This is a genomic window from Mycobacterium kyogaense (assembly GCF_036946525.1).
Lineage (GTDB): Bacteria > Actinomycetota > Actinomycetes > Mycobacteriales > Mycobacteriaceae > Mycobacterium > Mycobacterium kyogaense_A.
This window is the reverse complement of sequence record NZ_JAQIIY010000015.1, coordinates 119,185-140,249: the sequence shown is the minus strand read 5'-3', so window position 1 is coordinate 140,249 and position 21,065 is coordinate 119,185. Positions and strand designations below refer to the sequence as shown.

Here is a 21,065-nt window from a genome sequence, read left to right as displayed (position 1 = left end):
TCCACCAGTGTCCCTCACCGGCGATCCCGCGCCCCACCGGAGTCATCCGTGCGCGGCTCACCACCCGTGAGTTCGAACGCTGGTCGACCGATGTGACATTCCGCGGCGTCGGGCGGTTCTACCCTCGTCGACCGTCATGGAAACGCCAGATGGAGGATCATCGGTGGGTATGCGCCTGTTCGCCTGTGCCCGGCCCGCGCTGGCCGTGCTCATCACGGCCTCGCTGACCGCGTGCGGGGCCGCGTACTCGGAGCCGCCGTCGGCGAAGGCCCCGGCGACGACGAGCGCCGCGCAGACGCTCGCTGCCGCTCATCCGGTCTCCCCGGACAGCAGGATGGGGGCACTGTTCTACGGCACCGACGACCTGCACTTCTGTACGGCCTCGGTCATCGAGTCCGCGGTCGCCGACCTGATTCTGACCGCCGCGCACTGCGTCACAGACGGGGCGGACACCACGTTCGTGCCCGGATTCTCCGATCAGGCGGCACCGGATGCCCTGTGGCGACTTGACGCCATCTATCTCGATCCGCGCTGGATGGCCGACCAGGATCCCGCAGCTGATTTCGCGGTCGCGCGGGTCAGTCGCAACGACGGTGATTCACTGCGGTCGCTGGCAGGCGGCGGCCTGCACCTGGGTGCTGCGCCCGTGCCCGGAACGGATGTCACGGTCGTCGGTTACGGCGCCGGCATCGGGGGAGGCCCGACAGCGTGCTCTGCGGCGACCGCACCGCCACGGGAGGGATACCCGGTGGTGCACTGTGACGGCATCGTGGCCGGCTTCTCCGGTGCACCGTGGTTGGTGGGGTCGACGGTGGTGGGTGTCATCGGTGGACTCGACGGCGGGGGTTGCCGCGACGAGGTGTCCTACACACCGGCCTTCGGCGACGCCGTCCGCGCGCTCGTGACCCGGGCGGAGTCAGACGGGCCGTCCGACGACCCGCCGGCGAGTTTCGACGACGGCTGCGGCGAGACCTAGGCGCGGAACTGCTTGAGGGCGCGCAATTTGTTCATCACGTCCAGTGCGGCGACCTTGTAGGCCTCGGAGAACGTCGGATAGTTGAACACCGCGTCGACCAGGTACTCGATGGTTCCGCCGCAGCCCATCACGGCCTGCCCGATGTGCACCAGTTCCGTTGCGCTGGTGCCGAATATGTGAACCCCGAGCACTGTGAGGTCCTCTGTGGACACCAGCAGCTTGAGCATGCCGTAGGAATCGCCGGCGATCTGACCCCGCGCGAGCTCCCGGTACCGAGAGATACCCACCTCGTAGGGCACGGAGTCCTTGGTCAGCTGCACTTCCGTCGCGCCGACGTAGGACACCTCGGGGATCGAATAGATTCCGATGGGCTGCAACTCCGTCATGCCGTGGCACGGTTCGTCGAAGGCGTGGTAGGCCGCCAACCGGCCCTGATCCATCGAGGTGGCCGCCAGTGCGGGGAATCCGATGACGTCGCCGACGGCGTAGATGTGATCGACCTTGGTGCAGAAGTTGTCGTCGACGAAGATGCGGCCGCGGTCGTCGGCTTCCAGGCCGGCGTTGGCGAGATCGAGGTGTTCGGTCTGCCCCTGCCGGCCGGCGGAGTACATCACTGTTTCGGCAGGGATCTTCTTGCCGCTGGCCAGGGTGGTCACCGTGCCGGTCGAACCGACGTCGACCGCGGTGACCTCCTCGCCGAAGCGGAATGTCACCGCCAGATCCCGCAGGTGGAACTTCAACGACTCGATGATCTCGGGATCGCAGAATTCGAGCATCGCGTCGCGCTTCTCGACGACCGTCACCTTCGTGCCCAACGCGGCGAACATCGACGCGTACTCGATGCCGATCACGCCGGCCCCGACGACCACCATCGACGTCGGGAGGATCTTGAGGTCGAGGATGCCGTCGGAGTCGAGCACCCGCTCGTCGTCGAATTCCACACCCGCGGGACGGGCGGGTTTGGTCCCGGTGGCCAAGACGATGTACTGGCCCCTCACCGTGGTGTGCTCGCGCCGCTCGGGATCATCGACTTCGATGGTGTGCGCGTCGACGAACCGGCCGTGGCCGGAGATGAGGTCGATGCGGTTGCGCATCAGCTGGGATCGCACGACGTCCTGTTCCTTGCTGATGACGTGCGTGGTCCGGGCGAGCAGATCGGCCGGCGTGATCTTCTCCTTCACCCGGTAGCTCGCGCCGTAGAGCTCGCGCTGGTTCATGCCGGTCAGGTAGACGACGGCCTCGCGCAGGGTCTTGGAGGGGATGGTTCCGGTGTTGACGCAGACGCCGCCGAGCATCCGTCCGCGCTCGATGACCGCCACGGATTTGCCCAATTTGGCGGCGGCGATCGCGGCCTTCTGTCCTCCCGGACCCGAGCCGATGACCACCAGGTCGTATTCCACCATCGAAGCCATGCAGACAGACTCGCGCGGTTGCCGCCGGTACGCATGCCGACGGAGGTCAACTTCTCGTGAACACTGCCCCGTGTTATCCCCACAGCCGATTTGATCCCCAGTTCGGCGGTGCCGCGACGGCGACAGCGCCTCGGTGTCGGTGGCGGTTGCCAGGTTGGCGGTATGTCCTCAACACCACACCCCGACGCTCCCCTCGACCGGCCTGGCGCCCTGATCGCGGCGCTGCCTGCCGTGCTGGGCTTCGTGCCCGAGAAATCGATCGTGCTCGTCACCGTTGCCGACGACGAGATGGGCGCGGTGATGCGTGCCGACCTGTCCGAGTCGCGGGAGACGTGTCTGCCGCATCTGGCCGAGCTGGCGGCCGCATCGGATGCGGAGGCGGTGATCGCGGTGATCGTCGATGCGGAGGGAGCGAGCTGTCCCATGTGCAAGGACCTGTATCGAGAATGGGCGCGCGATCTCGAGCGGGAGGTGAGCCGGTGGGGGATCGAGCTGCTCGCCGTGCACGTCGTCGATGCGGTCGCCGCGGGTGGGCGGTGGAGCTGCGCCGACGGCTGCGGCGCCACCGGTGCGGTCGAGGACCCGAGCGCGTCGCCCGTCGCGGCGGCCGCGGTGCTCGACGGCCGGCGGCTCTACGCGCGCCGCGACGAGCTGCTCGACGTCGTGGCTGTCAGCGATCCGGTGCACTGCGCCGAGCTGGCGCAGATGATCGAGGCCGCCGGGCCGCTCGAGGGTGATCGCCCGGGTGTCCACGCCCGCAGCGACATCGAGCATGCCCTGCAGTGCGCGGAGCAACTCGCCGGCGGAGAACCGGTCTGCGACGAACAGGCCGCCCGGCTGGCGCTGGCGCTCACCGACCCTCGGGTGCGGGACACGCTGTATGCGCTCGCCGTCGGCGACCGGGCCGGCATGGCCGAGGCGTTGTGGGCCGAGCTGTCGCGCCGGCTTCCGGCGCCATGGCGGGTGGAAGCGCTTGTCCTGCTGGCCTTCTCGGCGTACGCGCGCGGTGACGGGCCGCTCGCCGGGATCTCGCTGGACGCCGCACTGCGGTGTCAGCCGCTGCACCGGATGGCGGGAATGCTCGACCAGGCGCTGCAGTCCGGCCTACGCCCGGAACAGATCCGGGAGTTGGCGCGCACCGGGTACCGGCTGGCTGCACAGCTCGGTGTGCGGCTACCGCCTCGCCTGACGTTCGGCAGGCGTGCGGGGTGAGGCGGTCAGACCTTCTCGACCTTGACGGCGTGCGCCATCTCGTGGGGCAGTTCGACCTGCTCGTGTCCGGGAATCACGATCATCACGCCACCGTGGTCGTTGACCTCGACGGTCACCCGCGCGTTGGGCACCACGCCGGCGTCCTTGAGCCGGGCGATCAGATCGACGTCGCCCTGGACGTGTTCGGTGAGCTGGCGCACCACCACTGCGACGGGCATGCCGGCAGGTAGTTCGGTCAGGCGGGCGAGGTTGTGTGTCTCGTCGAGCCGGCTGTCCACGCCGAGCTCGGCGAGCCCGGGGATCGGGTTGCCGAACGGGGACGTCGTGGGGTTGTCGAGGACCTGCACCAAGCGGCGCTCGACATCCACGCTCATCACGTGCTCCCACCGGCACGCCTCGGCGTGCACTTCCTCCCAGGGCAGGCCGATCACGTCGACCAGCAGGCGTTCGGCGAGCCGGTGCTTACGCATCACGGCCACGGCCAGCGCGCGGCCCTTGTCGGTCAGTTCGAGGTGCCTGTCGCCGGCGACGCGCAGGAGACCGTCGCGCTCCATCCGTGACACGGTCTGGCTGACGGTGGGGCCGCTCTGTTCAAGACGCTCTGCGATGCGTGCGCGCAGCGGTACGACGCCCTCTTCCTCGAGGTCGTAGATGGTTCGCAGATACATCTCGGTGGTATCGACTAGATCATTCATTCGCACACCCTCCGTCCGGGGCGAGTCTACCGGCCACCCGATCGGTTAGCGGGTCTTCCTGCGGCGACACGGACCACAGGGTCTCGACAGCGCAGTAGGCCCGCCGGGGAACACCCGACGGGCCTACTGGCAGAACAGGTCTAGCTGGCGTACGACCGGAGCCGGTCGGCGCGCTCGCCGTTACGGAGCTTGGCCATCACTTCCCGCTCGATTTGGCGGACCCGCTCCCGGGAGAGCCCGAAGAGCTTGCCGATCTGGTCCAGCGTGCGCGGCTGTCCGTCGTCGAGCCCGAAGCGCAGACGGATCACCTGCTGCTCGCGTTCATCGAGAGTGGCCAGCACGTAACGGATGTCGGTGTGCAGCAATTCGGAGATCACGGCGTTCTCGGCCGACATCGCCTCGGCGTCTTCGATGAAGTCGCCCAGCGGTGCCTCCTCGTCGCTGCCGACCGGCATGTCCAGGCTCACCGGATCCCGGCTGTGCTCGAGCAGATCGTTGATCTTCTCCACGGGGATGCCCGACTCAGCGGCCAGTTCCTCGTCGGTGGCCTCGCGGCCGAGGTTCTGATGCATCTCGCGCTTGATGCGGGCCAGCTTGTTCACCTGCTCGACCAAGTGCACGGGAAGGCGGATGGTGCGGCTCTGGTCGGCCATACCGCGGGTGATCGCCTGCCGAATCCACCACGTGGCGTAGGTGGAGAACTTGAATCCCTTGCTGTAGTCGAACTTCTCCATCGCACGGATCAACCCGAGGTTGCCCTCCTGGATGAGGTCCAACAGCGGCATCCCACGGCCGGTGTAGCGCTTGGCCAACGAGACGACCAGGCGGAGGTTCGCCTCCAGAAGGTGGCGGCGGGCGGCTTCACCGTCGCGAACCACCGCCGCCAGGTCGCGCTTGCGGTTCTCGCCCAACCGCTTACGGGTCGCGAGAACATGCTGAGCGAAGAGCCCCGCCTCGATCCGCTTGGCCAGTTCGACCTCGTCGGCGGCGTTGAGCAGAGCCGTCTTCCCGATCCCGTTCAGATACACCCGCACCAGGTCGGCGGCGGGGGACTGAGCGTCGAGGTCTTGGTCCATGCGGCTGGTGGTGGCATTTGCCATGACGGCCTCCTGATCGGGTGGAACTTTCAAGAGCTACAACGCCCCAGACCCGCTCAGAGTTCCCACGATGGATCCGCTTCACACCTTCTGATCAGCGGTTATTCGGGCTCGACCTGAGAATGTGCTGAGAAATGAGCAAGAACGCGCTCAGCTGCGGAAGTCGTCGCCCGAATTGTCCGAACCAGGTTGCGGTGCCCGGGGACGGCCAACATCGATGGCCGGCCGCTCCGCGGTGGGGAACAGCGGAATGCGCTGCTGGTTCTGGTAGCGCCGAGGTTCCTCGGCACGCCGCGGCGGTCTGTCGTTGGCGATCAGCACGGCCATCCATGGAAGTGGGATGGCCACCACGACGATGGCCAGCGAGACGAGGCCGTTGTGCCAGATGCCGTAGGCGACCGCGGCAAGAATGAGCGACGGAATGCGGAAGGACATCAATGTCAGGTACTTCCGGACCCGCTGACGGTGCTGTTCCTCGTAGGCGGGGGCGGCCCTGGTGATCAGTACGGGTCGACCCTCGTCGTCGAAACTCAGCTCTTGGCCTTGTTTCATATCTCCACTGTTCCACATCGGGAGCAGGCAATGCCTGCCGCATTTATTACCAATTGATTCCCAGGCAGAATGGCCTCATGCAAACCCAGACCATCGAGCGGCCCGACACCGACGAACGCGTCGACGACGGGACCGGCGACGACACCCCCAAGTTCTTCCACTACGTCAAGAAAGACAAGATCGCCGAGAGCGCCGTGATGGGCACGCACGTCGTGGCGCTGTGCGGTGAGGTGTTTCCCGTGACCAAGTCGGCCAAGCCGGGGTCGCCGGTCTGCCCGGACTGCAAGCGCATCTACGACCAGCTCAAGAAGTAGCGGCGTCGGAGTCCTTTGCCGCTGCCTTTTGCGCTGCCGCCGCGGCTGACGCGGTGGTGGCGGCCGCGGATCCGTTGCCGCTCACCGGTTCCGATCGCGTCTCCAGCCACTCGCGCATGCGATTGACGTGGGTGGCCGGCGCCGGCCACTCCTCCTCGATCGCCGCGTTCAGCTCCGCGCCGATCATGATCGCGAACCCGAGGAAGAATGCGAACAGCAGGAACGCGATCGGTGTGGCGAGCGCTCCGTACGTGTAGCCGGTGCTGGTGATCCAGGTCAGGTAGACCCGCAGACCCCACGTGGCGACGAGGAACACCGTGGTCGCCAGCACCGAGCCCATGAGCAGTCGGTGGGTGGGCAGCGGCTTGGGCAGTGACACCCGGTACAAGACGTTCATGGCCACGGTGATCGCCACGAACAGCACCGGGTAGTACCCGAACCGCAGCACGTTGTCCCAGCTGTCGGGAATGAACTCGGCGATCTTGCGCGGCCCCAGCGCCAGGAACGGCGCCGTGATGATCGCCCCGACCAGCATGACGACATAGAGCCCGAGCGCGTAGAAGCGCTGGCGCACCGGATGTCTCAGCTCTGTCTGGTCGTGCGCCTCCGTGACCGAGTCGACGAACGCCGAGATGGCCGACGATCCCGCCCACAGCGAGATGACGAAGCCGATCGACACCACCTCACCGCGCGCGCCCCGCACGATGTCACGCACGGTCGGCTCGATGATCTCGCTGACGACGTTGGGCGAGAAGAACCGTCCCGCTGTGCTGATCAGCTGACTTTCGATCACCGGGAGGGTGTCGGGCCCGAACAGCGGTGCGATGTAGGCCAGGCTGCCCAGCATGCCGAGCAGTAGAGGCGGTAGCGACAACGCACACCAGAAGGCAGCCTGAGCCGATTCGGAGAAGATCGAATCGTCCCAACTCTTCGACAGCGTTCTCAGCGAGATCTGCCTGATGTGGTGACGCGACGGCTTCGGCCGGGACGCTCGGTCGCCCGAGCGCGGAGACTGGTCAGTCATGACCAGCACAGCATGGCTGATTTCTGGCTACGACTCCACCGGGCTCGCCTCGAGCACCGCAGCCAGTTCGACGAGCTTGGCCTCGTGCTCATTGGCGTGATGCTGGCAGAACAGCAGCTCGGCGCCCGACGGGAGCTTGGCGCGTACCTTGGCCGCCGCTCCACACCGGTCGCAGCGATCAGCCCTGGTCAATTCCGGACTGGTGAGCGTTGCGGTCATGGCACCTCCATAGGGTGTAGCGACGTGGTTCTACTGTGTCAGACGCTCGGGGTTTCGGCCTTGTTCCCCGGGGGTTTACGGGTGTGTCGTGTCTCACGGCCGTCCGATCGGCGACTCTGAGAGGCGGCTGGTATGCCCGATCCGCGAGATGCTGCGGACTTCGTGCACCTGTGCACCGCTGACGAGTGGGCGACTGCGCAGAGGTGCGGCGCGCATCACCCGCCCTCACTGTCCGATGTCGGTTTCGTCCACCTGTCCGCGCCGCATCAGGTTCACCTGCCCGCCAACCGGCTCTACGCCGGCCGCACGGACCTGGTGCTGCTGCACATCGACGGGGCACGGGTGTTGTCTCCTGTTCGCTGGGAGCCGGGGGTTCCGGCCGACCCAGATGGCATGGAGTTCCCACATTTGTACGGAGAACTGCCGATAGCTGCTGTGATCCGCGTCACTCCCTACCGCCCGGGATCTGACGGGCTGTTCGCTCCGCTGCCGCCCTCGACATAGGCGTCGGCCTCGATTTCGACGAACAATCCGGGGTGGATGAGGGCCGACACCTCGACCATGGTCGCCACCGGCCGGATGTCGGAGAAGACGTCGGCGTGCACGGCCCCCACCTCATGCCACGACGCGATGTCAGTGACGAAGATGCGGGTCCGGACGACGTCGGACAGTGCGGCGCCCACCTGGTCGAGCGCGATCGCTATGCGCCGCAACACTTCTCGTGTCTGCGTGGCCGCATCGGGGCCTGGGGCGGTGGTGCCCGCGATGGCGATAAACGGCCCGACGCGCACCGCCCGCGAATAGCCGACCTGGTCTTCGAACGGTGAGCCGGAGGACACGTTGACGCGCTGGTGCACGCTGCCAACGTAGCTGCCGTCGTAACCCTCGCGACATGGGAAAACCTCAGGGCCGACGGCGTGCCTATTGACTGTGATCGCAATTTGCCGGTTAGATTCCAGCAATTCATGGACTCAATCGCGGGGGGATCGAACATGTCCAGAGTTGGGCGCAGCGCAGCGGCCGGCCGTCATCGCATCACGGCGCGGCAGTGGTTGGCGGCGGGCACCGGCGGGGCCGCGATGGTCGGGGTCGGCTTCGTGATGGCTCTGCAGCCCGGCGCGGGCAACCCCATTCGGCTGGAGGTCGCGCTGGCCTCGACGGAGTCCAGTCTCTCGGCAGAAGACGGTGCTGCACAGACCATCTGGTGGCTAGGTCGGTCCGGTGTCGTTCATGGCGACGGTGGCACGACGACTGCCGCTGTACCGGGATCGGGTCCGCGCGTCCGGATGATCGGCACCGGCGGCTGGCTCATCGGTGACGGCGCCGATGCCGCGGCGGACTGCACGGGCGCGGCCTGCAACGGCCGCAACGGCGGTCTGCTGTGGGGCGACGGCGGCGATGGCGCAAACGGCGGCAAGGGTGGCAACGGCGGACTCCTTGGCGGAAATGGCGGCCGCGGGGGAGACGGGCGGTATCCGGGCCAGGACGGCGGTGCCGGTGGCAACGCCGGACGCTTCGCCGAGACCGGCAACGGGGGTGACGGCGGCAACGGCGCGGACGGCGGGCCGGGCATGGCCGGCGGCAAGGGCGGTGCTGGCGGGGCAGCCGGATCGCTGCACGGAAACGGCGGTAACGGCGGGGCCGGCGGTAAGGGCGGGGTGGGCCTCGACGGCGACAACCCGGCTCCCGGCGGCCGCGGCGCGACGGGCAACCCCAGCTATCTGGGCACCTCCGGGTTGCCGTTCACCGGCACCATCGTCGACGGAGCGATCACCGGCGCCAACGGCGGCCGTGGCGCCGACGGAGCCGCGGGCAGCAACCAATCCGGCGGCCAGGGCGGCACCGGCCAGGGCGCCAGAGGGCTCCTCGGCGGTCGCCACCAGTTCACGATCAGTGGAAACGGCGGCGACGGCGGTAACGGAGCCGGCGGCGGGATGGGCGGTGACGGCGGGAACGCCGGGCTGGCTCAGCAGAACGCGCCCGGGGCCGCCGCGTTCGGCGGCCGGGGCGGCAACGGCGGTGCCGGTGGCACCGGCGCCCGGGGTGGTGACGGCGGCGACGGCGGCAGCGTCGACATCGGTTCCACGGTGGGCTTCGGCGGCACGGGCGGTAACGGAGGTGCCGGCGGGACCGGCGCGACGGGTGGCACCGGCGCGACCGGCGGCGCAGGCGGCGCCGGCGGCCGCGCGGGCCGGCTGACCGGTACCGGTGGCGTCGGCGGCGCGGGCGGCGCCGGCGGCCAGGGTGGCACCGGCGCGACGGGCGGCAGCGGTGGAGACGGAGGCGACGGCGGGATCGACATGTCCGACCCGGTGCGCGGCACGGTGACCGACGGTGACGGCGGCGACGGCGGTGTCGGCGGCCGCGGCGGAACCGGCGGCGCCGGTGGCACGGGTGGCGCCGGTGGACGCGGTGGCGCGGGCAGCGAAGAGCAGAACTCGGCAGGCAGCGACGGCGCCGGCGGAGCGACGGGCGGCGGCGGTGCCGGCGGACTCGGCGGCCGCGGCGGCAGCGGCGGGTCCCGCGGTGACAACGCCGGAGCGGCCGGATCATCGGGAAGTGCAGGAAGCGCGGGAAGCGGAACAGCCGGTGGTGCCGGCGGCGGCGGAGGTACCGGCGGAGCGGGTAACCGCGCAGACTAGGCGACCTAGACGGGCACCGCTTCGATCACCGACAGCGGACTGACCGTCGGAATCACCTTGGTGAGCCGAAAACCCGCTCGGCGCAACAACTCCGAGTACTCGGCTCGGGTGCGTTCCCGACCGTGGAGCATCAGCAGCATCTCGAGGTCCAGCATGTGGCCGATGAACGACGAGGCGCGGTCGGGGAGCACCATTTCCAGCAGGACCAGCCTGCCGTCGGCGGCGATTCCGGTACGGATGTTCCGCAGAATCGTGACCGAGTGTTCGTCGTCCCAGTCGTGGATGACGTTCTTCATCACGTACAGGTCGGCGCCGGCGGGCACGCTGTCGAGAAAAGATCCGCTCTCGACACTCGCGCGTGCCGCGACCCCCGGCAGCGTCGAAGACCGAGCCCGCTCCATCGACGACCGCCGGCAGATCGAACAGCACCCCACGCGCATCCGGTGCCTGCGCCAGGATGGTGGCGAGCACAGCCCCGTGCCCGCCGCCGACATCGACGGCGAGCCGGCAGCCGGTGAAGTCATAGGCTTGCAGCGCAACGTCATTCGACAGTCCGCTGGCAGCGGTCATCGCGCTGTTGAACACCTCGGCGAACTCCGGGTCGGTGTCGAGGTAGTCGAAGAACGGCATCCCGCGCAGCATGTCGGCGGCAGGCTCACCCGTGCGCACCGAGTAGTCCAGGCTGCCCCAGTCAGCCCATCGCGCAGGATGCCCGATGAACAACACCATGTCGCGCATCGAGCCGGGGGTGTCGGCGCGCAGCGCCTGACCCACCGACGTCAGCGCGAAGCGGCCGTCGCGCCGCTCACGCAGTGCGCCGCGACTGGTCATGGCGCGCATCAGTCGATGCACCGCGCCGGGATCGGCTCCCACCGCCGTCGCCACGTCCGCCGAATGGCGCGCACCGCCGGCCAACTGGTCGGCGATGCCGAGCTTGGCCGCGACGTAGAGCACCTGGGTGGTCCAGGCTCCGGTGGCGAGTTCGAGCAACGCCACGTTGCCGGGGGCGGTGCCACGATGCCACTGCGCGAGCGCTGCACGCATCCGATCGATGGCGCGGATCACCACTACCGGCGGAAGAGTTCGTCCCATGGCAGAGACGGTAAGTGGAGCGCCTTGAGTAATTCTTGGACGACGCTTGGTGACGACCTAGTCGAGGTAGTCGCGCAGGACCTGCGAGCGGCTGGGGTGGCGCAGCTTGCTCATCGTCTTGCTCTCGATCTGGCGGATGCGCTCACGGGTGACGCCGTACACCTGCCCGATCTCGTCGAGCGTGCGCGGCTGTCCGTCGGTGAGGCCGAAGCGCAACCGCACCACACCGGCTTCGCGCTCGGAGAGCGTCTCGAGCACCGACTGGAGCTGGTCCTGCAGCAGGGTGAAGCTGACGGCGTCCACGGCCACGACGGCCTCGGAGTCCTCGATGAAGTCGCCGAGCTGGCTGTCGCCCTCGTCGCCGATCGTCTGGTCCAGCGAGATGGGCTCACGCGCGTACTGCTGGATCTCCAGCACCTTCTCCGGCGTGATGTCCATTTCCTTGGCGAGCTCTTCAGGAGTGGGCTCGCGGCCCAGGTCCTGCAGGAGCTCGCGCTGGATGCGACCGAGCTTGTTGATGACCTCGACCATGTGCACCGGGATGCGGATGGTGCGCGCCTGGTCGGCCATCGCGCGCGTGATCGCCTGCCGGATCCACCAGGTGGCGTAGGTCGAGAACTTGTAACCCTTGGTGTAGTCGAATTTCTCGACCGCACGGATCAGGCCGAGGTTGCCCTCCTGGATGAGGTCCAGGAACGCCATGCCGCGGCCGGTGTAGCGCTTGGCCAACGACACCACGAGGCGCAGGTTCGCTTCGAGCAGATGGTTTTTCGCGCGGTCGCCGTCGCGGCAGATCCACATCATGTCGCGACGCTGGGCGGCAGGCAGTTTCTCGCCCTTCTCGGTGAGTTCTGCCATGAGCTGCGTGGCGTACAGGCCGGCCTCGATGCGCTTGGCCAGCTCGACCTCTTCCTCGGCATTGAGCAGCGCGACCTTGCCGATCTGCTTGAGGTAAGCGCGCACCGAGTCGGCGGAGGCGGTGAGTTCGGCGTCCTTGCGTGCCTGGCGCAGCGCCTCGGATTCCTCTTCGTCCCAGACGAAGTCGCCGGAGGCCTTGTCCTTCTCCGAGGGCTCGGCGATGTCGTCGTCGGCGCCGTCCTTGGCGGCCGTAGCAGCCTTGCCGGACGCTGCTGAGGCGGCGGTCGCATCCTCGGCGGCGGGCTCGTCGGCGTCGTCGTCACCGCCGTCCTCGCTGTCATCACCGGCGTCGTCGACGTCGATGTCGTCGAGTTCGATGTCGGTGTCCTCGACCTCGAGGTCTTCGCCGGGCTCGCCGTCGAGTTCGTCGGTGGTCTCGAGTTCGTCGGTGTTCAGGTCGGTGTCGACACCGTCGGCACCGGTCGCCTTCTTGGCCCGGCCGCGACCGGCGGGAGCGTCTGCGGCCTTGGCCGGACGCTTGGCGGCCTTGGCGGGCGCGCTCTTGACCGCCTTCTTCGCGGGCGCCTTCTTCGCGGGAGTCTTGGCGGCGGTGCGCTTCACCGGCTCATCGGTTGCCGGGCTTGCCTTTGTCGCTGCCACGTACACCCTTCCAATCGTGCGGGTTTCGGCGCGCATGCGTGCGCCACCGAAAAGTGTCGGCTATGTCGAATGTCGGCGACGATCTCTAGTGAGGAACCTCCGCCGCTCTCGGTGTAGGCGGCCGCCGTCGACCATTGTAACGACAGTGTGGGTGCGCACCGTGCCGAGCGGCAAATTTGACGGGCGCGCCGCGTCGGTTACTTGTGAGTAGCCGTGACGTCGACCGCCGCGGCCATCGCCGCGCCGACGATCCCGGCGCTGTTCTGCAGGGCTGCGGCGACCACGGGGGTGCGGTTCTCCAGCAGCGGAATCCACTTGTCGGCCTTGCGGCTGATGCCGCCGCCGGCGATGAACAGGTCGGGCCAGATCGCGTTCTCGATCGCCACCAGCACCTTGGTGACCTCTTTGGTCCAGCGCTCGTAGGTCCAGTCCTTGCGCTCTTTCACCGAGCTCGCGGCGCGGTGCTCGGCTTCCTTGCCCTCGACCTCGATGTGGCCGAACTCGGTGTTCGGCAGGAGTGCGCCGTTGTGGATCACCGCCGAGCCGATACCCGTGCCGAACGTCAGTAGCACGATCACTCCGGTGTGGCCGCGCCCCGCCCCGAACTTCTCTTCGGCGAGCCCGGCGGCGTCGGCGTCGTTGAGTACGGTGACGGGCTGCCCGCCCAGCGCTGCGCTGATGACCTCGCGCGCGTTGGCGCCGATCCATGACTTGTCGACATTGGCCGCGGTCTGCACGATCCCGTCGGACACCACGCCGGGATAGGTGACACCCAGCGGTCCCTCCCACCCGAAGTGCTTGACCACCTCGGCGATGGTGGCGGCCACGGCATCGGGGGTGGCCGGCTGCGGCGTCAGCAGCTTGTACCGGTCGCCGATCAGCGTCCCGGTGTCCAGGTCGACGATGCCGCCCTTGACGCCGCTGCCGCCGACGTCGATGCCGAATCCGCGGCGCTGCGAGCCGTTTTCGGATGCGGTGGCAGGTGAGTCGGTGGCAGTCATGCAAGCTCCTCTGCACAGGTGGGCGGCCCGGTCGGTGCCCACCCTATCGGCTGACCAATCGCGGGGGGCGTCACTCCGGTCATCCCGGGCTGCCAGCCCGGGCCGCCGCGGCGGGCGTCGGTGTGCTGCGATGGTCGGTGTGAGCGAGATCGACACCGAGCCACTGGCCGTCGCAGCGGTCGCCCAGCAGTTGGCCGCCGAAGCGGCGGCGTTCGTCAGGCGGCGCCGCGCCGAGGTGTTCGACCAGGCCAGTCAGGCCGACGCCGACGCCGCCATCCGATCCAAGAGCACGCCGACCGACCCGGTGACCGTCGTCGACACGGAGACCGAGCGTCTGCTGCGCGAGCGGCTGGCGCAGCTGCGCCCCGGGGAGTCGATCCTGGGGGAGGAAGAGGGCGGACCCGAGGGCGAGCAGGACGAGCGGCTCACCTGGGTGCTCGACCCGATCGACGGCACGGTCAACTTCGTCTACGGCATCGAGGCATTCGCAGTGTCGATCGGCGTGCACCGGGGTGGGGTGCCGGTCGCCGGCGCGGTCGCCGATGTCGCCCACGACGCCGTCTACGCCGCCGCCGCGGGCCACGGTGCCTGGGTGGTCCGCGACGGGCAGACCACCCGGTTGCACTGCAATGCGGTGTCGTCGTTGCCGATGGCCCTCGTCGGCACCGGGTTCTCCTACCAGCCCGACGATCGTCGGCGCCAGGGCGCCGTCGTGGCGCAGCTGCTGCCCGAGATCCGGGATCTTCGGCGCATCGGGTCCTGCGCGCTGGACCTGTGCATGGTGGCTGCCGGCCGGCTCGACGCCTACTTCGAAGACGGCGTGCACGTCTGGGATTGGGCGGCGGGCGCGCTGATCGCCGCCGAGGCGGGTGCGGTGGTGCGGGCGCCGGGGACCACGGGGGCCGGACTCATGGTGGCAGCGGCCCCCGGAGTGGCCGCCGCGTTCGACGACGTCCTGCGGCGCTGCGGCGTCGATCTCGACATCGATCGTGACGAGGTCGGGGACCGCTGAGGTCAGCAGGTCTGCGTGTGGATCTTGGTCAGCAGTGACGGGTCGGCCGGGGCCGTGGCGTCGGGCATCAGGCTGGCCAGGACTGCGTCGATGTCGTCGCTGTGGGCGAGCTCGGTGAAATCGGTGCCGATCGCCAGATCGACGGTGTCGTCCTGGCGCTGATCCTGGAACAGTTCCGTGCAGGGCGCGACCAGCCACAGTGACGCTGCTGCTGCGCGACCCGCGGGACCGAAGCGGATCTGCCCCTGACACTGCAGGCGCCCGTTCGCGTAGAGGGGATCGTTGGCGGCTTCGGGCTCGTTGAATCCCAGATCACGCAGCGCACCGGCCACTTCGCCGGCCTGACCGCCCTGCCCGCTGGCGTTGAGGACCTTGATCCGGGTGTCGGCGAGCTTGGCGGGCGTGACGTCCGTCATGTCCGATCGAGACACCTGCTCCCCGAGGGTGGGGGTGGGCGCGTTGGGGTCGGCGGGCGCGGGCGGGCGGTTGCACACGGCGACCTCGCGCACGTCCGGCGGTTGGGACAGCGCGATCACCCAGACCAACAGCGCGGCCACGGCCAGGGCTGCGAACATCAGGGCGCCGGGCAGGAAGTTCCGCCGGCGGAAGGGACGTCCGTTCTTGTCGAACGCAGTGCCCTCGGTGATTTGCGCGACCACGGCACAGACTCTAGAGGCCCCGGCGCCAAGCCTCCTACCGGCACCGACAGCGCAACGGTCGCCCATGTGATGCAAATCACATTAGATCAGGGCCGATTCCGGGCACGAATCATTTGGTGGAAGCGTTCGACGCTGGTACAAAACCAACGCTGCAACGAGCTTCACGGAGGGGACAGGCCATGGCTACCGATTACGACGCCCCACGGCGCACAGAGACCGACGACGTTTCCGAGGATTCCCTCGAGGAACTGAAGGCACGCCGCAACGAAGCTCAGTCTGCTGTCGTCGACGTCGACGAATCCGAGACCGCCGAATCGTTCGAACTGCCCGGCGCCGATTTGTCGGGCGAGGAACTGTCGGTGCGGGTGATTCCGAAGCAGGCAGACGAATTCACGTGCTCGAGCTGCTTTCTGGTGCATCACCGCAGCCGCTTGGCCAGTGAGAAGAACGGCGTGATGATCTGCTCGGACTGCGCGGCCTGACGACGATCAAGCGGTGAGGGACGAGCCGCGTTGAGGAGTCGGGCCAGAGGGTGCGGCCTAGAACGTCAGCTTGGTTTGGCGCGCCCTAGGAGTTCAGGGCCGCGAGTACCCGGTCGGGGTGGCGAGCGCTGATCAGCCAGTACGGCGTCGGATCGTCGGGATCGTCGAGCACGAGCAGCACCAGCGGACCCACCCACGCCCGGTGCACGACATAGGCGGCCGGGTCGAGTTGTCGACCCAGTGCCGCCGATTTCGCTGTTCTGGGCACCGTCGCCGAGCGGGTGATCACCGCGGCGGGAAGGTGCGCACGTCCCACCCAGAGTTCCGCGCCTCCGGTGCCGGGATCCACCACCGCGATCTCCATCCGGCCGAGCCACAGCAGAGCCACGGCCGCGACCGGCAGAAGCAGGGCGTACGGGAGCCACAGCGGCAGGGCGGGGACGCCCTGGTTGATCTCGAGGGCGATCAGCGCGGTAAGGCCCAGCCCCGGCAGCCACCACCACCACGGCACCCAGAGCCGTTCGCGGTAGCGAACGCTGCGGGCGGTGGTGTGCGTGTCGGACACGGGGCCAAGAGTAATCTCTGACGCCGTGCCCACCTCCCTGCCGGTCGTTCGCCTGGATCCGGAACTGCCGATGCCGCAACGGGCCCACGACGGGGACGCCGGGGTGGACCTTTTCAGTGCCGTCGACGTCGAACTGGCCCCTGGCCACCGAGCGCTGGTGGGTACCGGAATCGCCGTGGCCATCCCGCACGGCATGGTCGGCCTGATCCATCCGCGGTCGGGATTGGCTGCGCGCGTTGGCCTTTCGATTGTCAACAGCCCGGGCACGATCGATGCCGGGTATCGCGGCGAGATCAAGGTGTCATTGATCAACCTCGATCCGCAGACGCCCGTCGTCATACATCGGGGCGACCGGATCGCCCAGTTGCTCGTGCAGCGGGTGGAGTTGCCGGAACTGGTGGAGGTCACCTCGTTCGACGAGGCGGGGTTGGCCGACACGACCCGCGGCGCCGGTGGCCACGGATCTTCCGGCGGGCATGCCAGTCTGTGACGATGGCTCGACAGACGTACCGACAGACCTGAGGTGGTAGCAGTGGAAGCCGACGAGGAACTCGAAGGCCCGTTCGACATCGACGATTTCGACGACCCTGACCAGGCCGCCATCGCACGGCTGGATCTGGGGTCCGTATTGGTTCCGATGCCCGAGGCGGGCCAGGTGCAGGTCGAGATCAACGAGACCGGGGTGCCCAGCGCGGTCTGGGTGGTGACCCCGCACGGCCGCTTCACCATCGCCGCCTATGCGGCGCCGAAATCGACGGGTCTGTGGCGTGAGGTGGCCTCCGAACTGGCGGAGTCGCTGCGCAAGGACGTGCCCAAGGTCAGCATCGAGGACGGCCCGTGGGGTCGCGAGGTGGTCGGCTCGGGTGGTCCTGCCGTGGTCCGCTTCATCGGCGTCGACGGCTACCGCTGGATGATCCGCTGTGTGGTCAACGGCCCCGAGGAGAGCATCCGAGCGCTGGCCGACCAGGCCCGTGAGGCGCTCGCCGACACCGTGGTCCGCCGCGGCGACACCCCGCTGCCGGTGCGGACCCCGCTGCCTGTCGCCCTTCCCGAGCAGATGGCCGAGCAGTTGCGTGCCGCCACCGAGCAGGCCGCGGCCGCGCAGCAGGCGCAAGCAGCTCCGGAACAACAGCAGCAGGAACCCGAGCCGCCGCAGCCGCCCGACGGTGCCGCGCGCCGCGCCGCGCAAGGATCGGCGATGCAACAGCTGCGGACCATCACCGGCGGCTAGCCAGAGCTGCCACCGCGGTGCCACGTCAGCGCTGTGCCGCTGCCAGCGCGTCGAGGCAGGCCGCGCCCAGCACCGACGGGTCGGCGCCGATGTCGGCCAGCGTCACCGTGCGCAACGCTGCGCGTGGCGCGGCAGCCACCCACTCGACGCCGACCTCCAGCGGGTGGACTGCGTCGTCGGTGGCCGACACCACGCCCATCGGCGCGGACAGTGCCTCGAACTCGCCGACGGTCGGGGCGATGTAGCGGGCGGCCGTGTCCATCGCATCGGGAAGGGCGGGCCACTGCCCGACCCACGACCGGGTCAGCTCCTCGGCCAGCCACGCCGGGCTCGACGCCTGCATCGCCGCGGTGGTCGACACCAACCCGTCGCGGCGCAGCATCTCCGCCGACGCCCGCGCGGCCAGCGAGGCCGGTGCGGCGTCGGGCGGACCCGTCCACGCCGGTAGCGCGGCGAGCACCGCGACCACATCGCCAGGGTGTGACAGTGCCCACGCCGCCGCGACGGCAGCGCCGATCGACACGCCACCCACGGCGATCGGCCCTCCCGCCGCGCGGGAGGCGTCGGCCAGCGCGTCGAGGTAGCCGTCGATGAGCCGGTCCGGTTGCGGCGCCGGCGTCACCACCACCGCGCCGAGCTGGTGTAACACCGGCGAAAACGCCCGGTCGACGAAGTTCTCGTCCGACCCGGTGCCGGGCAGGAGGACGGTCGTGACACCGCGCAGATCGACGGTCATGTTTCGATCGTGCCTGGTCGTGGAATCAGCTCTCCCGCGACCCGCCGCGGCGTTCGCATCTGGGAACCAACAGGTCTACCGTGGCGTTCGGTTGGAGTAGGCACAGCAAGAAGTGGTAAGAGGTCAGGAGAGGCCATGGCTACGGCCGAGGGTTACCTACGGCGGCTCACCCGTCGGTTGACCGAAGACCCTGAGCAGCTCGACGTCGAGGAACTCAGCGACGACGTGGAGAGCACCGGGGCGCAGAAGGCGATCGACTGCCAGCGCGGTCAAGAGGTGACCATGATCGGGACGCTACGCAGCGTCGAGTGCAACGGCAAAGGATGCTCCGGCGGCGTGAAGGCCGAACTGTTCGACGGCACCGATTCGGTCGTGTTGGTCTGGCTGGGTCAGCGCCGCATCCCCGGTATCGAGCAGGGTCGCACGCTGAAGGTGCACGGCCGCGTCGGCAAGCTCGACAACGGCGCCAAAGCGATCTACAACCCCCACTACGAGATCCAGAAGTGAGCGCACCCGGCGACGAACCGGGCACCGAGGCCACACCAGAAACGACACCGGCACGCGGCGCTGCCGTCCTGGAGCAGATGGGCGGCATCAGCGGCCTGATCTACTCCTCGCTGCCCGTCCTGGTCTTCGTCCCGGTCTCCACCGCTTTCGGCCTGCTGCCTGCCATCGGTGCGGCGCTCGGCGTCGCGACACTGATCCTCATCTGGCGGTTGGTCCGCCGAGATTCCGTGCAGCCGGCGATCTCGGGATTCTTCGGCGTCGGCATCAGCGCGCTGATCGCCTATCTGGTCGGCGCGTCCAAGGGCTACTTCCTGCTCGGCATCTGGACATCGCTGCTCTGGGCGGTGGTGTTCGCCATCTCCGTGGTCATCCGCCGGCCTATCGTCGGCTACATCTGGGGCTGGGTGCAGAGCAACGACCGTGACTGGCGCGACGTGCGGCGCGCGGTGTACGCGTTCGACATCGCCACGCTCGTGTGGGTTGCCGTGTTCACCGCCCGCTTCCTGGTCCAGCAGCACCTCTACGACGAGGACCAGACCGGCTGGCTGGGAGTGGCACGCATCGCGATGGGATGGCCGCTGACCGCGGTGGCGGCGCTGGTGACCTACGGCGCCATCCGGGCGGCCCGACGGGCGGTGCGTGAGCAGACCCCCACAGAGGCAGAGACGGCTACAGCCGCCGGGACCGAGACCGACGATCCGGTGTCCGAGCAGCGCTGAGCGGGCTCAGCGCTGACGGGGCCGCAGCAGCAGCTCGCGCAATTCGTCCTCGACCTGGGCAACGGCCACGAACAGCAACTCGTCGCCCCCTTCGAGGGGTTCGTCCCGCTCGGGGACGATCACCCGCGGCCCGCGCAGGATCGTGACGAGCGTGGCGTCGCGCGGCAGCTCGAGGCGCTTGACGGGCTTGCCGCCCCAGGGCGTGTCGTCGGGCAGCGTGATCTCCACGAGGTTCGCCTGACCCTTGCGGAACTCCATGAGCCGCACCAGATCACCCACCGAGACCGCTTCCTCGACCAGGGAGGCCAGCATCCGCGGTGTCGACACCGCGACATCGACACCCCAGGACTCGTCGAACAGCCACTCGTTGCGCGGGTCGTTGACGCGGGCGACCACCCGGGGCACCGCGAACTCCGTCTTCGACAACAGGCTCAGCACCACGTTGGCTTTGTCGTCGCCCGTCGCGGCGATCACCACGTCGAACTCCTCGAGCTTGACTGCCTCCAGCAGGCTCAGCTCGCAGGCGTCACCGAGGCGCCAGTGCGCCGCCGGAATCGCCTCCACGTCGATGTGGTCGGAGTCGCGTTCGAGCAGCGTGACGTCATGGGACTCCACCAGCTCGCGGGCAATGGATCGGCCGACTGCGCCCGCTCCGGCGATCGCAACCTTCATCTGCGCCGCTCCTCATAATCGTCGCCGGCGGTCTTCACGTCCTCAGCCCTCCGCGTCTTCGCTCGGCGGCTGCGCCGCGATGGCCAGCGCCTCGGCGACATGACCGGAGATCGCCGCCAGGTACACCTGATCGCCCGCCTGGATCACCGTCTTCGGGTCGGGCAGCAGGCCCGCGCCGAAGCGGATGATGAACGCGACGCGGCCCGACGTGGCCGCCTCCAGATCGGTCATGCGGCGGCCGGCCCAGCTCTCGTGCAGCGCGAGTTCGGTGACACCGACGTTGCCACTGGGGTCACGCCACTTCGTGGTCTCGGTCTCGCGGATGAGGACGTTGAGCAGCCGGTCGGTGGTCCACGGCACCGTCGCCACGGTCGGGATGCCCAGACGCTCGTAGACCGCGGCCCGCTTGGCGTCGTAGATGCGCGCGACGACCCGTTGGACACCGAAGGTCTCCCGCGCGACACGCGCGGAGATGATGTTCGAGTTGTCGCCGGAGGAGACTGCCGCGAACGCGGCCGCGTTCTCGATGCCCGCGCGGATCAGCACGTCGCGGTCGAACCCCATGCCGAGCACGCGCTGGCCCGGGAACGAGGGGGACAGGCGGTGAAAAGCCGTGCCGTCACGGTCGATGACGGAGACGTCGTGGCCGATTCGGGCCAGACTGTCGGACAGTGACGCGCCCACGCGGCCGCATCCCATCACCACTACACGCACTGCGGGTCCTTTCC

At 68.7% G+C, this 21,065-nt stretch carries 25 protein-coding genes and 1 pseudogene; 11 read left to right on the top strand and 15 right to left on the bottom strand.

Annotated elements, in window-relative coordinates; all coding sequences use genetic code 11:
- Positions 1-169: 169 nt before the first annotated feature.
- The gene (locus PGN37_RS13815; protein WP_335331627.1) at positions 170-976 is read left to right on the top strand and encodes a trypsin-like serine peptidase; all 807 of its coding nucleotides are present in this window, start codon (positions 170-172) and stop codon (positions 974-976) included.
- Here PGN37_RS13815 and sthA read toward each other — a convergent pair.
- A complete protein-coding gene (gene sthA, locus PGN37_RS13810; RefSeq protein WP_335331626.1) occupies positions 973-2,379 on the bottom strand; it encodes a Si-specific NAD(P)(+) transhydrogenase in 1,407 nt (468 codons plus the stop codon). The genes PGN37_RS13815 and sthA overlap by 4 nt on opposite strands.
- Positions 2,380-2,550: 171 nt before the next feature.
- Between sthA and PGN37_RS13805 the strand changes: the two genes are divergently transcribed.
- Positions 2,551-3,600, top strand: a complete 1,050-nt coding sequence (locus PGN37_RS13805) for a DUF4192 domain-containing protein (RefSeq protein WP_335331585.1) — start codon at positions 2,551-2,553, stop codon at positions 3,598-3,600.
- 5 nt (positions 3,601-3,605) lie between these two features.
- Here PGN37_RS13805 and PGN37_RS13800 read toward each other — a convergent pair whose 3' ends face one another.
- The 3 genes from PGN37_RS13800 to PGN37_RS13790 all read right to left on the bottom strand — a co-directional run bounded on the left by PGN37_RS13800 (position 3,606) and on the right by PGN37_RS13790 (position 5,962).
- Entirely contained in the window at positions 3,606-4,295 is a 690-nt protein-coding gene (locus tag PGN37_RS13800; RefSeq protein ID WP_335331584.1) for a metal-dependent transcriptional regulator, read from the bottom strand.
- A gap of 140 nt (positions 4,296-4,435) precedes the next feature.
- Positions 4,436-5,395: a sigma-70 family RNA polymerase sigma factor SigB gene (gene sigB / locus PGN37_RS13795; RefSeq protein ID WP_335331583.1), complete on the bottom strand. Its 960-nt coding sequence runs from the start codon at positions 5,393-5,395 to the stop codon at positions 4,436-4,438.
- A gap of 147 nt (positions 5,396-5,542) precedes the next feature.
- Positions 5,543-5,962, bottom strand: a complete 420-nt coding sequence (locus tag PGN37_RS13790; RefSeq protein WP_442932925.1) for a DUF3099 domain-containing protein — start codon at positions 5,960-5,962, stop codon at positions 5,543-5,545.
- A 59-nt stretch (positions 5,963-6,021) separates the two neighbouring features.
- Between PGN37_RS13790 and PGN37_RS13785 the strand changes: the two genes are divergently transcribed.
- Positions 6,022-6,258: a DUF3039 domain-containing protein gene (locus PGN37_RS13785; protein WP_335331581.1), complete on the top strand. Its 237-nt coding sequence runs from the start codon at positions 6,022-6,024 to the stop codon at positions 6,256-6,258.
- Here PGN37_RS13785 and PGN37_RS13780 read toward each other — a convergent pair.
- Entirely contained in the window at positions 6,248-7,282 is a 1,035-nt protein-coding gene (locus tag PGN37_RS13780) for a YihY/virulence factor BrkB family protein (protein WP_335331580.1), read from the bottom strand. The genes PGN37_RS13785 and PGN37_RS13780 overlap by 11 nt on opposite strands.
- Before the next feature lie 27 nt (positions 7,283-7,309).
- Complete coding sequence (locus PGN37_RS13775) at positions 7,310-7,501, bottom strand: DUF7455 domain-containing protein (RefSeq protein ID WP_221359708.1); 192 nt, start codon at positions 7,499-7,501, stop codon at positions 7,310-7,312.
- Between the two features lie 132 nt (positions 7,502-7,633).
- On the opposite strand from PGN37_RS13775, the gene PGN37_RS13770 reads away from it, so the two are divergent.
- Complete coding sequence (locus PGN37_RS13770; RefSeq protein WP_335331579.1) at positions 7,634-8,005, top strand: DUF952 domain-containing protein; 372 nt, start codon at positions 7,634-7,636, stop codon at positions 8,003-8,005.
- On the opposite strand, the gene PGN37_RS13765 is transcribed toward PGN37_RS13770, so the two are convergent.
- Positions 7,954-8,358, bottom strand: a complete 405-nt coding sequence (locus PGN37_RS13765) for a RidA family protein (RefSeq protein WP_335331578.1) — start codon at positions 8,356-8,358, stop codon at positions 7,954-7,956. The genes PGN37_RS13770 and PGN37_RS13765 overlap by 52 nt on opposite strands.
- Positions 8,359-8,493: 135 nt before the next feature.
- On the opposite strand from PGN37_RS13765, the gene PGN37_RS13760 reads away from it, so the two are divergent.
- The gene (locus PGN37_RS13760; RefSeq protein ID WP_335331577.1) at positions 8,494-10,143 is read left to right on the top strand and encodes a hypothetical protein; all 1,650 of its coding nucleotides are present in this window, start codon (positions 8,494-8,496) and stop codon (positions 10,141-10,143) included.
- Positions 10,144-10,148: 5 nt separating this feature from the next.
- On the opposite strand, the pseudogene PGN37_RS27320 reads toward PGN37_RS13760, so the two are convergent.
- The 3 genes and pseudogenes from PGN37_RS27320 to ppgK form a co-directional block, all read right to left on the bottom strand.
- A pseudogene (locus PGN37_RS27320) lies at positions 10,149-11,235 on the bottom strand (methyltransferase).
- A 57-nt stretch (positions 11,236-11,292) separates the two neighbouring features.
- Positions 11,293-12,753 (bottom strand): RNA polymerase sigma factor, encoded by a 1,461-nt coding sequence (locus PGN37_RS13745; protein ID WP_335331576.1) that lies wholly within the window; start codon positions 12,751-12,753, stop codon positions 11,293-11,295.
- Between the two features lie 197 nt (positions 12,754-12,950).
- Positions 12,951-13,754 (bottom strand): polyphosphate--glucose phosphotransferase, encoded by an 804-nt coding sequence (gene ppgK, locus PGN37_RS13740; protein ID WP_335331575.1) that lies wholly within the window; start codon positions 13,752-13,754, stop codon positions 12,951-12,953.
- Between the two features lie 139 nt (positions 13,755-13,893).
- On the opposite strand from ppgK, the gene PGN37_RS13735 reads away from it, so the two are divergent.
- On the top strand, positions 13,894-14,766 hold the full coding sequence (locus PGN37_RS13735) for an inositol monophosphatase family protein (protein WP_442932924.1): 873 nt from the start codon (positions 13,894-13,896) through the stop codon (positions 14,764-14,766).
- 2 nt (positions 14,767-14,768) lie between these two features.
- On the opposite strand, the gene cei is transcribed toward PGN37_RS13735, so the two are convergent.
- Positions 14,769-15,425: an envelope integrity protein Cei gene (gene cei / locus PGN37_RS13730; protein ID WP_335331573.1), complete on the bottom strand. Its 657-nt coding sequence runs from the start codon at positions 15,423-15,425 to the stop codon at positions 14,769-14,771.
- A gap of 179 nt (positions 15,426-15,604) precedes the next feature.
- Here cei and PGN37_RS13725 point away from each other — a divergent pair, with 179 nt between their 5' ends.
- Positions 15,605-15,907 carry a DUF4193 domain-containing protein gene (locus tag PGN37_RS13725; protein WP_046366510.1) on the top strand — a complete coding sequence of 101 codons (303 nt, stop codon included), beginning with the start codon at positions 15,605-15,607 and terminating at the stop codon, positions 15,905-15,907.
- Positions 15,908-15,992: 85 nt separating this feature from the next.
- On the opposite strand, the gene PGN37_RS13720 is transcribed toward PGN37_RS13725, so the two are convergent.
- Positions 15,993-16,472: a DUF3093 domain-containing protein gene (locus PGN37_RS13720; protein WP_335331572.1), complete on the bottom strand. Its 480-nt coding sequence runs from the start codon at positions 16,470-16,472 to the stop codon at positions 15,993-15,995.
- Positions 16,473-16,497: 25 nt separating this feature from the next.
- On the opposite strand from PGN37_RS13720, the gene dut reads away from it, so the two are divergent.
- Positions 16,498-16,962, top strand: coding sequence for a dUTP diphosphatase (gene dut / locus PGN37_RS13715; RefSeq protein WP_335331571.1), 465 nt, complete (start codon positions 16,498-16,500; stop codon positions 16,960-16,962).
- 33 nt (positions 16,963-16,995) lie between these two features.
- On the top strand, positions 16,996-17,703 hold the full coding sequence (locus PGN37_RS13710; protein WP_335331570.1) for a DUF3710 domain-containing protein: 708 nt from the start codon (positions 16,996-16,998) through the stop codon (positions 17,701-17,703).
- Between the two features lie 25 nt (positions 17,704-17,728).
- On the opposite strand, the gene PGN37_RS13705 is transcribed toward PGN37_RS13710, so the two are convergent.
- Positions 17,729-18,439, bottom strand: coding sequence for a serine aminopeptidase domain-containing protein (locus PGN37_RS13705; RefSeq protein WP_335331569.1), 711 nt, complete (start codon positions 18,437-18,439; stop codon positions 17,729-17,731).
- A 135-nt stretch (positions 18,440-18,574) separates the two neighbouring features.
- On the opposite strand from PGN37_RS13705, the gene PGN37_RS13700 reads away from it, so the two are divergent.
- Together PGN37_RS13700 and PGN37_RS13695 are read left to right on the top strand one after the other, a co-directional pair.
- A complete protein-coding gene (locus PGN37_RS13700; RefSeq protein WP_046366313.1) occupies positions 18,575-18,946 on the top strand; it encodes an OB-fold nucleic acid binding domain-containing protein in 372 nt (123 codons plus the stop codon).
- Entirely contained in the window at positions 18,943-19,665 is a 723-nt protein-coding gene (locus tag PGN37_RS13695; RefSeq protein WP_442932923.1) for a DUF3159 domain-containing protein, read from the top strand. The genes PGN37_RS13700 and PGN37_RS13695 overlap by 4 nt, the downstream gene beginning before the upstream one ends.
- Positions 19,666-19,671: 6 nt before the next feature.
- On the opposite strand, the gene PGN37_RS13690 is transcribed toward PGN37_RS13695, so the two are convergent.
- Positions 19,672-20,337 (bottom strand): potassium channel family protein, encoded by a 666-nt coding sequence (locus tag PGN37_RS13690; protein WP_335331568.1) that lies wholly within the window; start codon positions 20,335-20,337, stop codon positions 19,672-19,674.
- A 42-nt stretch (positions 20,338-20,379) separates the two neighbouring features.
- A complete protein-coding gene (locus PGN37_RS13685; protein WP_335331567.1) occupies positions 20,380-21,051 on the bottom strand; it encodes a potassium channel family protein in 672 nt (223 codons plus the stop codon).
- Positions 21,052-21,065: the final 14 nt, after the last annotated feature.

What these genes read in the sequence shown, in the direction of transcription:
- PGN37_RS13815 (WP_335331627.1), top strand. Translation starts at nt 170, where the DNA reads ATGCGCCTGTTCGCCTGTGCCCGGCCCGCGCTGGCCGTGCTCATCACG.
- sthA (WP_335331626.1), bottom strand. Translation starts at nt 2,379, where the DNA reads ATGGTGGAATACGACCTGGTGGTCATCGGCTCGGGTCCGGGAGGACAG.
- PGN37_RS13805 (WP_335331585.1), top strand. Translation starts at nt 2,551, where the DNA reads ATGTCCTCAACACCACACCCCGACGCTCCCCTCGACCGGCCTGGCGCC.
- PGN37_RS13800 (WP_335331584.1), bottom strand. Translation starts at nt 4,295, where the DNA reads ATGAATGATCTAGTCGATACCACCGAGATGTATCTGCGAACCATCTAC.
- sigB (WP_335331583.1), bottom strand. Translation starts at nt 5,395, where the DNA reads ATGGCAAATGCCACCACCAGCCGCATGGACCAAGACCTCGACGCTCAG.
- PGN37_RS13790 (WP_442932925.1), bottom strand. Translation starts at nt 5,962, where the DNA reads ATGTGGAACAGTGGAGATATGAAACAAGGCCAAGAGCTGAGTTTCGAC.
- PGN37_RS13785 (WP_335331581.1), top strand. Translation starts at nt 6,022, where the DNA reads ATGCAAACCCAGACCATCGAGCGGCCCGACACCGACGAACGCGTCGAC.
- PGN37_RS13780 (WP_335331580.1), bottom strand. Translation starts at nt 7,282, where the DNA reads ATGACTGACCAGTCTCCGCGCTCGGGCGACCGAGCGTCCCGGCCGAAG.
- PGN37_RS13775 (WP_221359708.1), bottom strand. Translation starts at nt 7,501, where the DNA reads ATGACCGCAACGCTCACCAGTCCGGAATTGACCAGGGCTGATCGCTGC.
- PGN37_RS13770 (WP_335331579.1), top strand. Translation starts at nt 7,634, where the DNA reads ATGCCCGATCCGCGAGATGCTGCGGACTTCGTGCACCTGTGCACCGCT.
- PGN37_RS13760 (WP_335331577.1), top strand. Translation starts at nt 8,494, where the DNA reads ATGTCCAGAGTTGGGCGCAGCGCAGCGGCCGGCCGTCATCGCATCACG.
- ppgK (WP_335331575.1), bottom strand. Translation starts at nt 13,754, where the DNA reads ATGACTGCCACCGACTCACCTGCCACCGCATCCGAAAACGGCTCGCAG.
- PGN37_RS13725 (WP_046366510.1), top strand. Translation starts at nt 15,605, where the DNA reads ATGGCTACCGATTACGACGCCCCACGGCGCACAGAGACCGACGACGTT.
- PGN37_RS13705 (WP_335331569.1), bottom strand. Translation starts at nt 18,439, where the DNA reads ATGACCGTCGATCTGCGCGGTGTCACGACCGTCCTCCTGCCCGGCACC.
- PGN37_RS13700 (WP_046366313.1), top strand. Translation starts at nt 18,575, where the DNA reads ATGGCTACGGCCGAGGGTTACCTACGGCGGCTCACCCGTCGGTTGACC.
- PGN37_RS13690 (WP_335331568.1), bottom strand. Translation starts at nt 20,337, where the DNA reads ATGAAGGTTGCGATCGCCGGAGCGGGCGCAGTCGGCCGATCCATTGCC.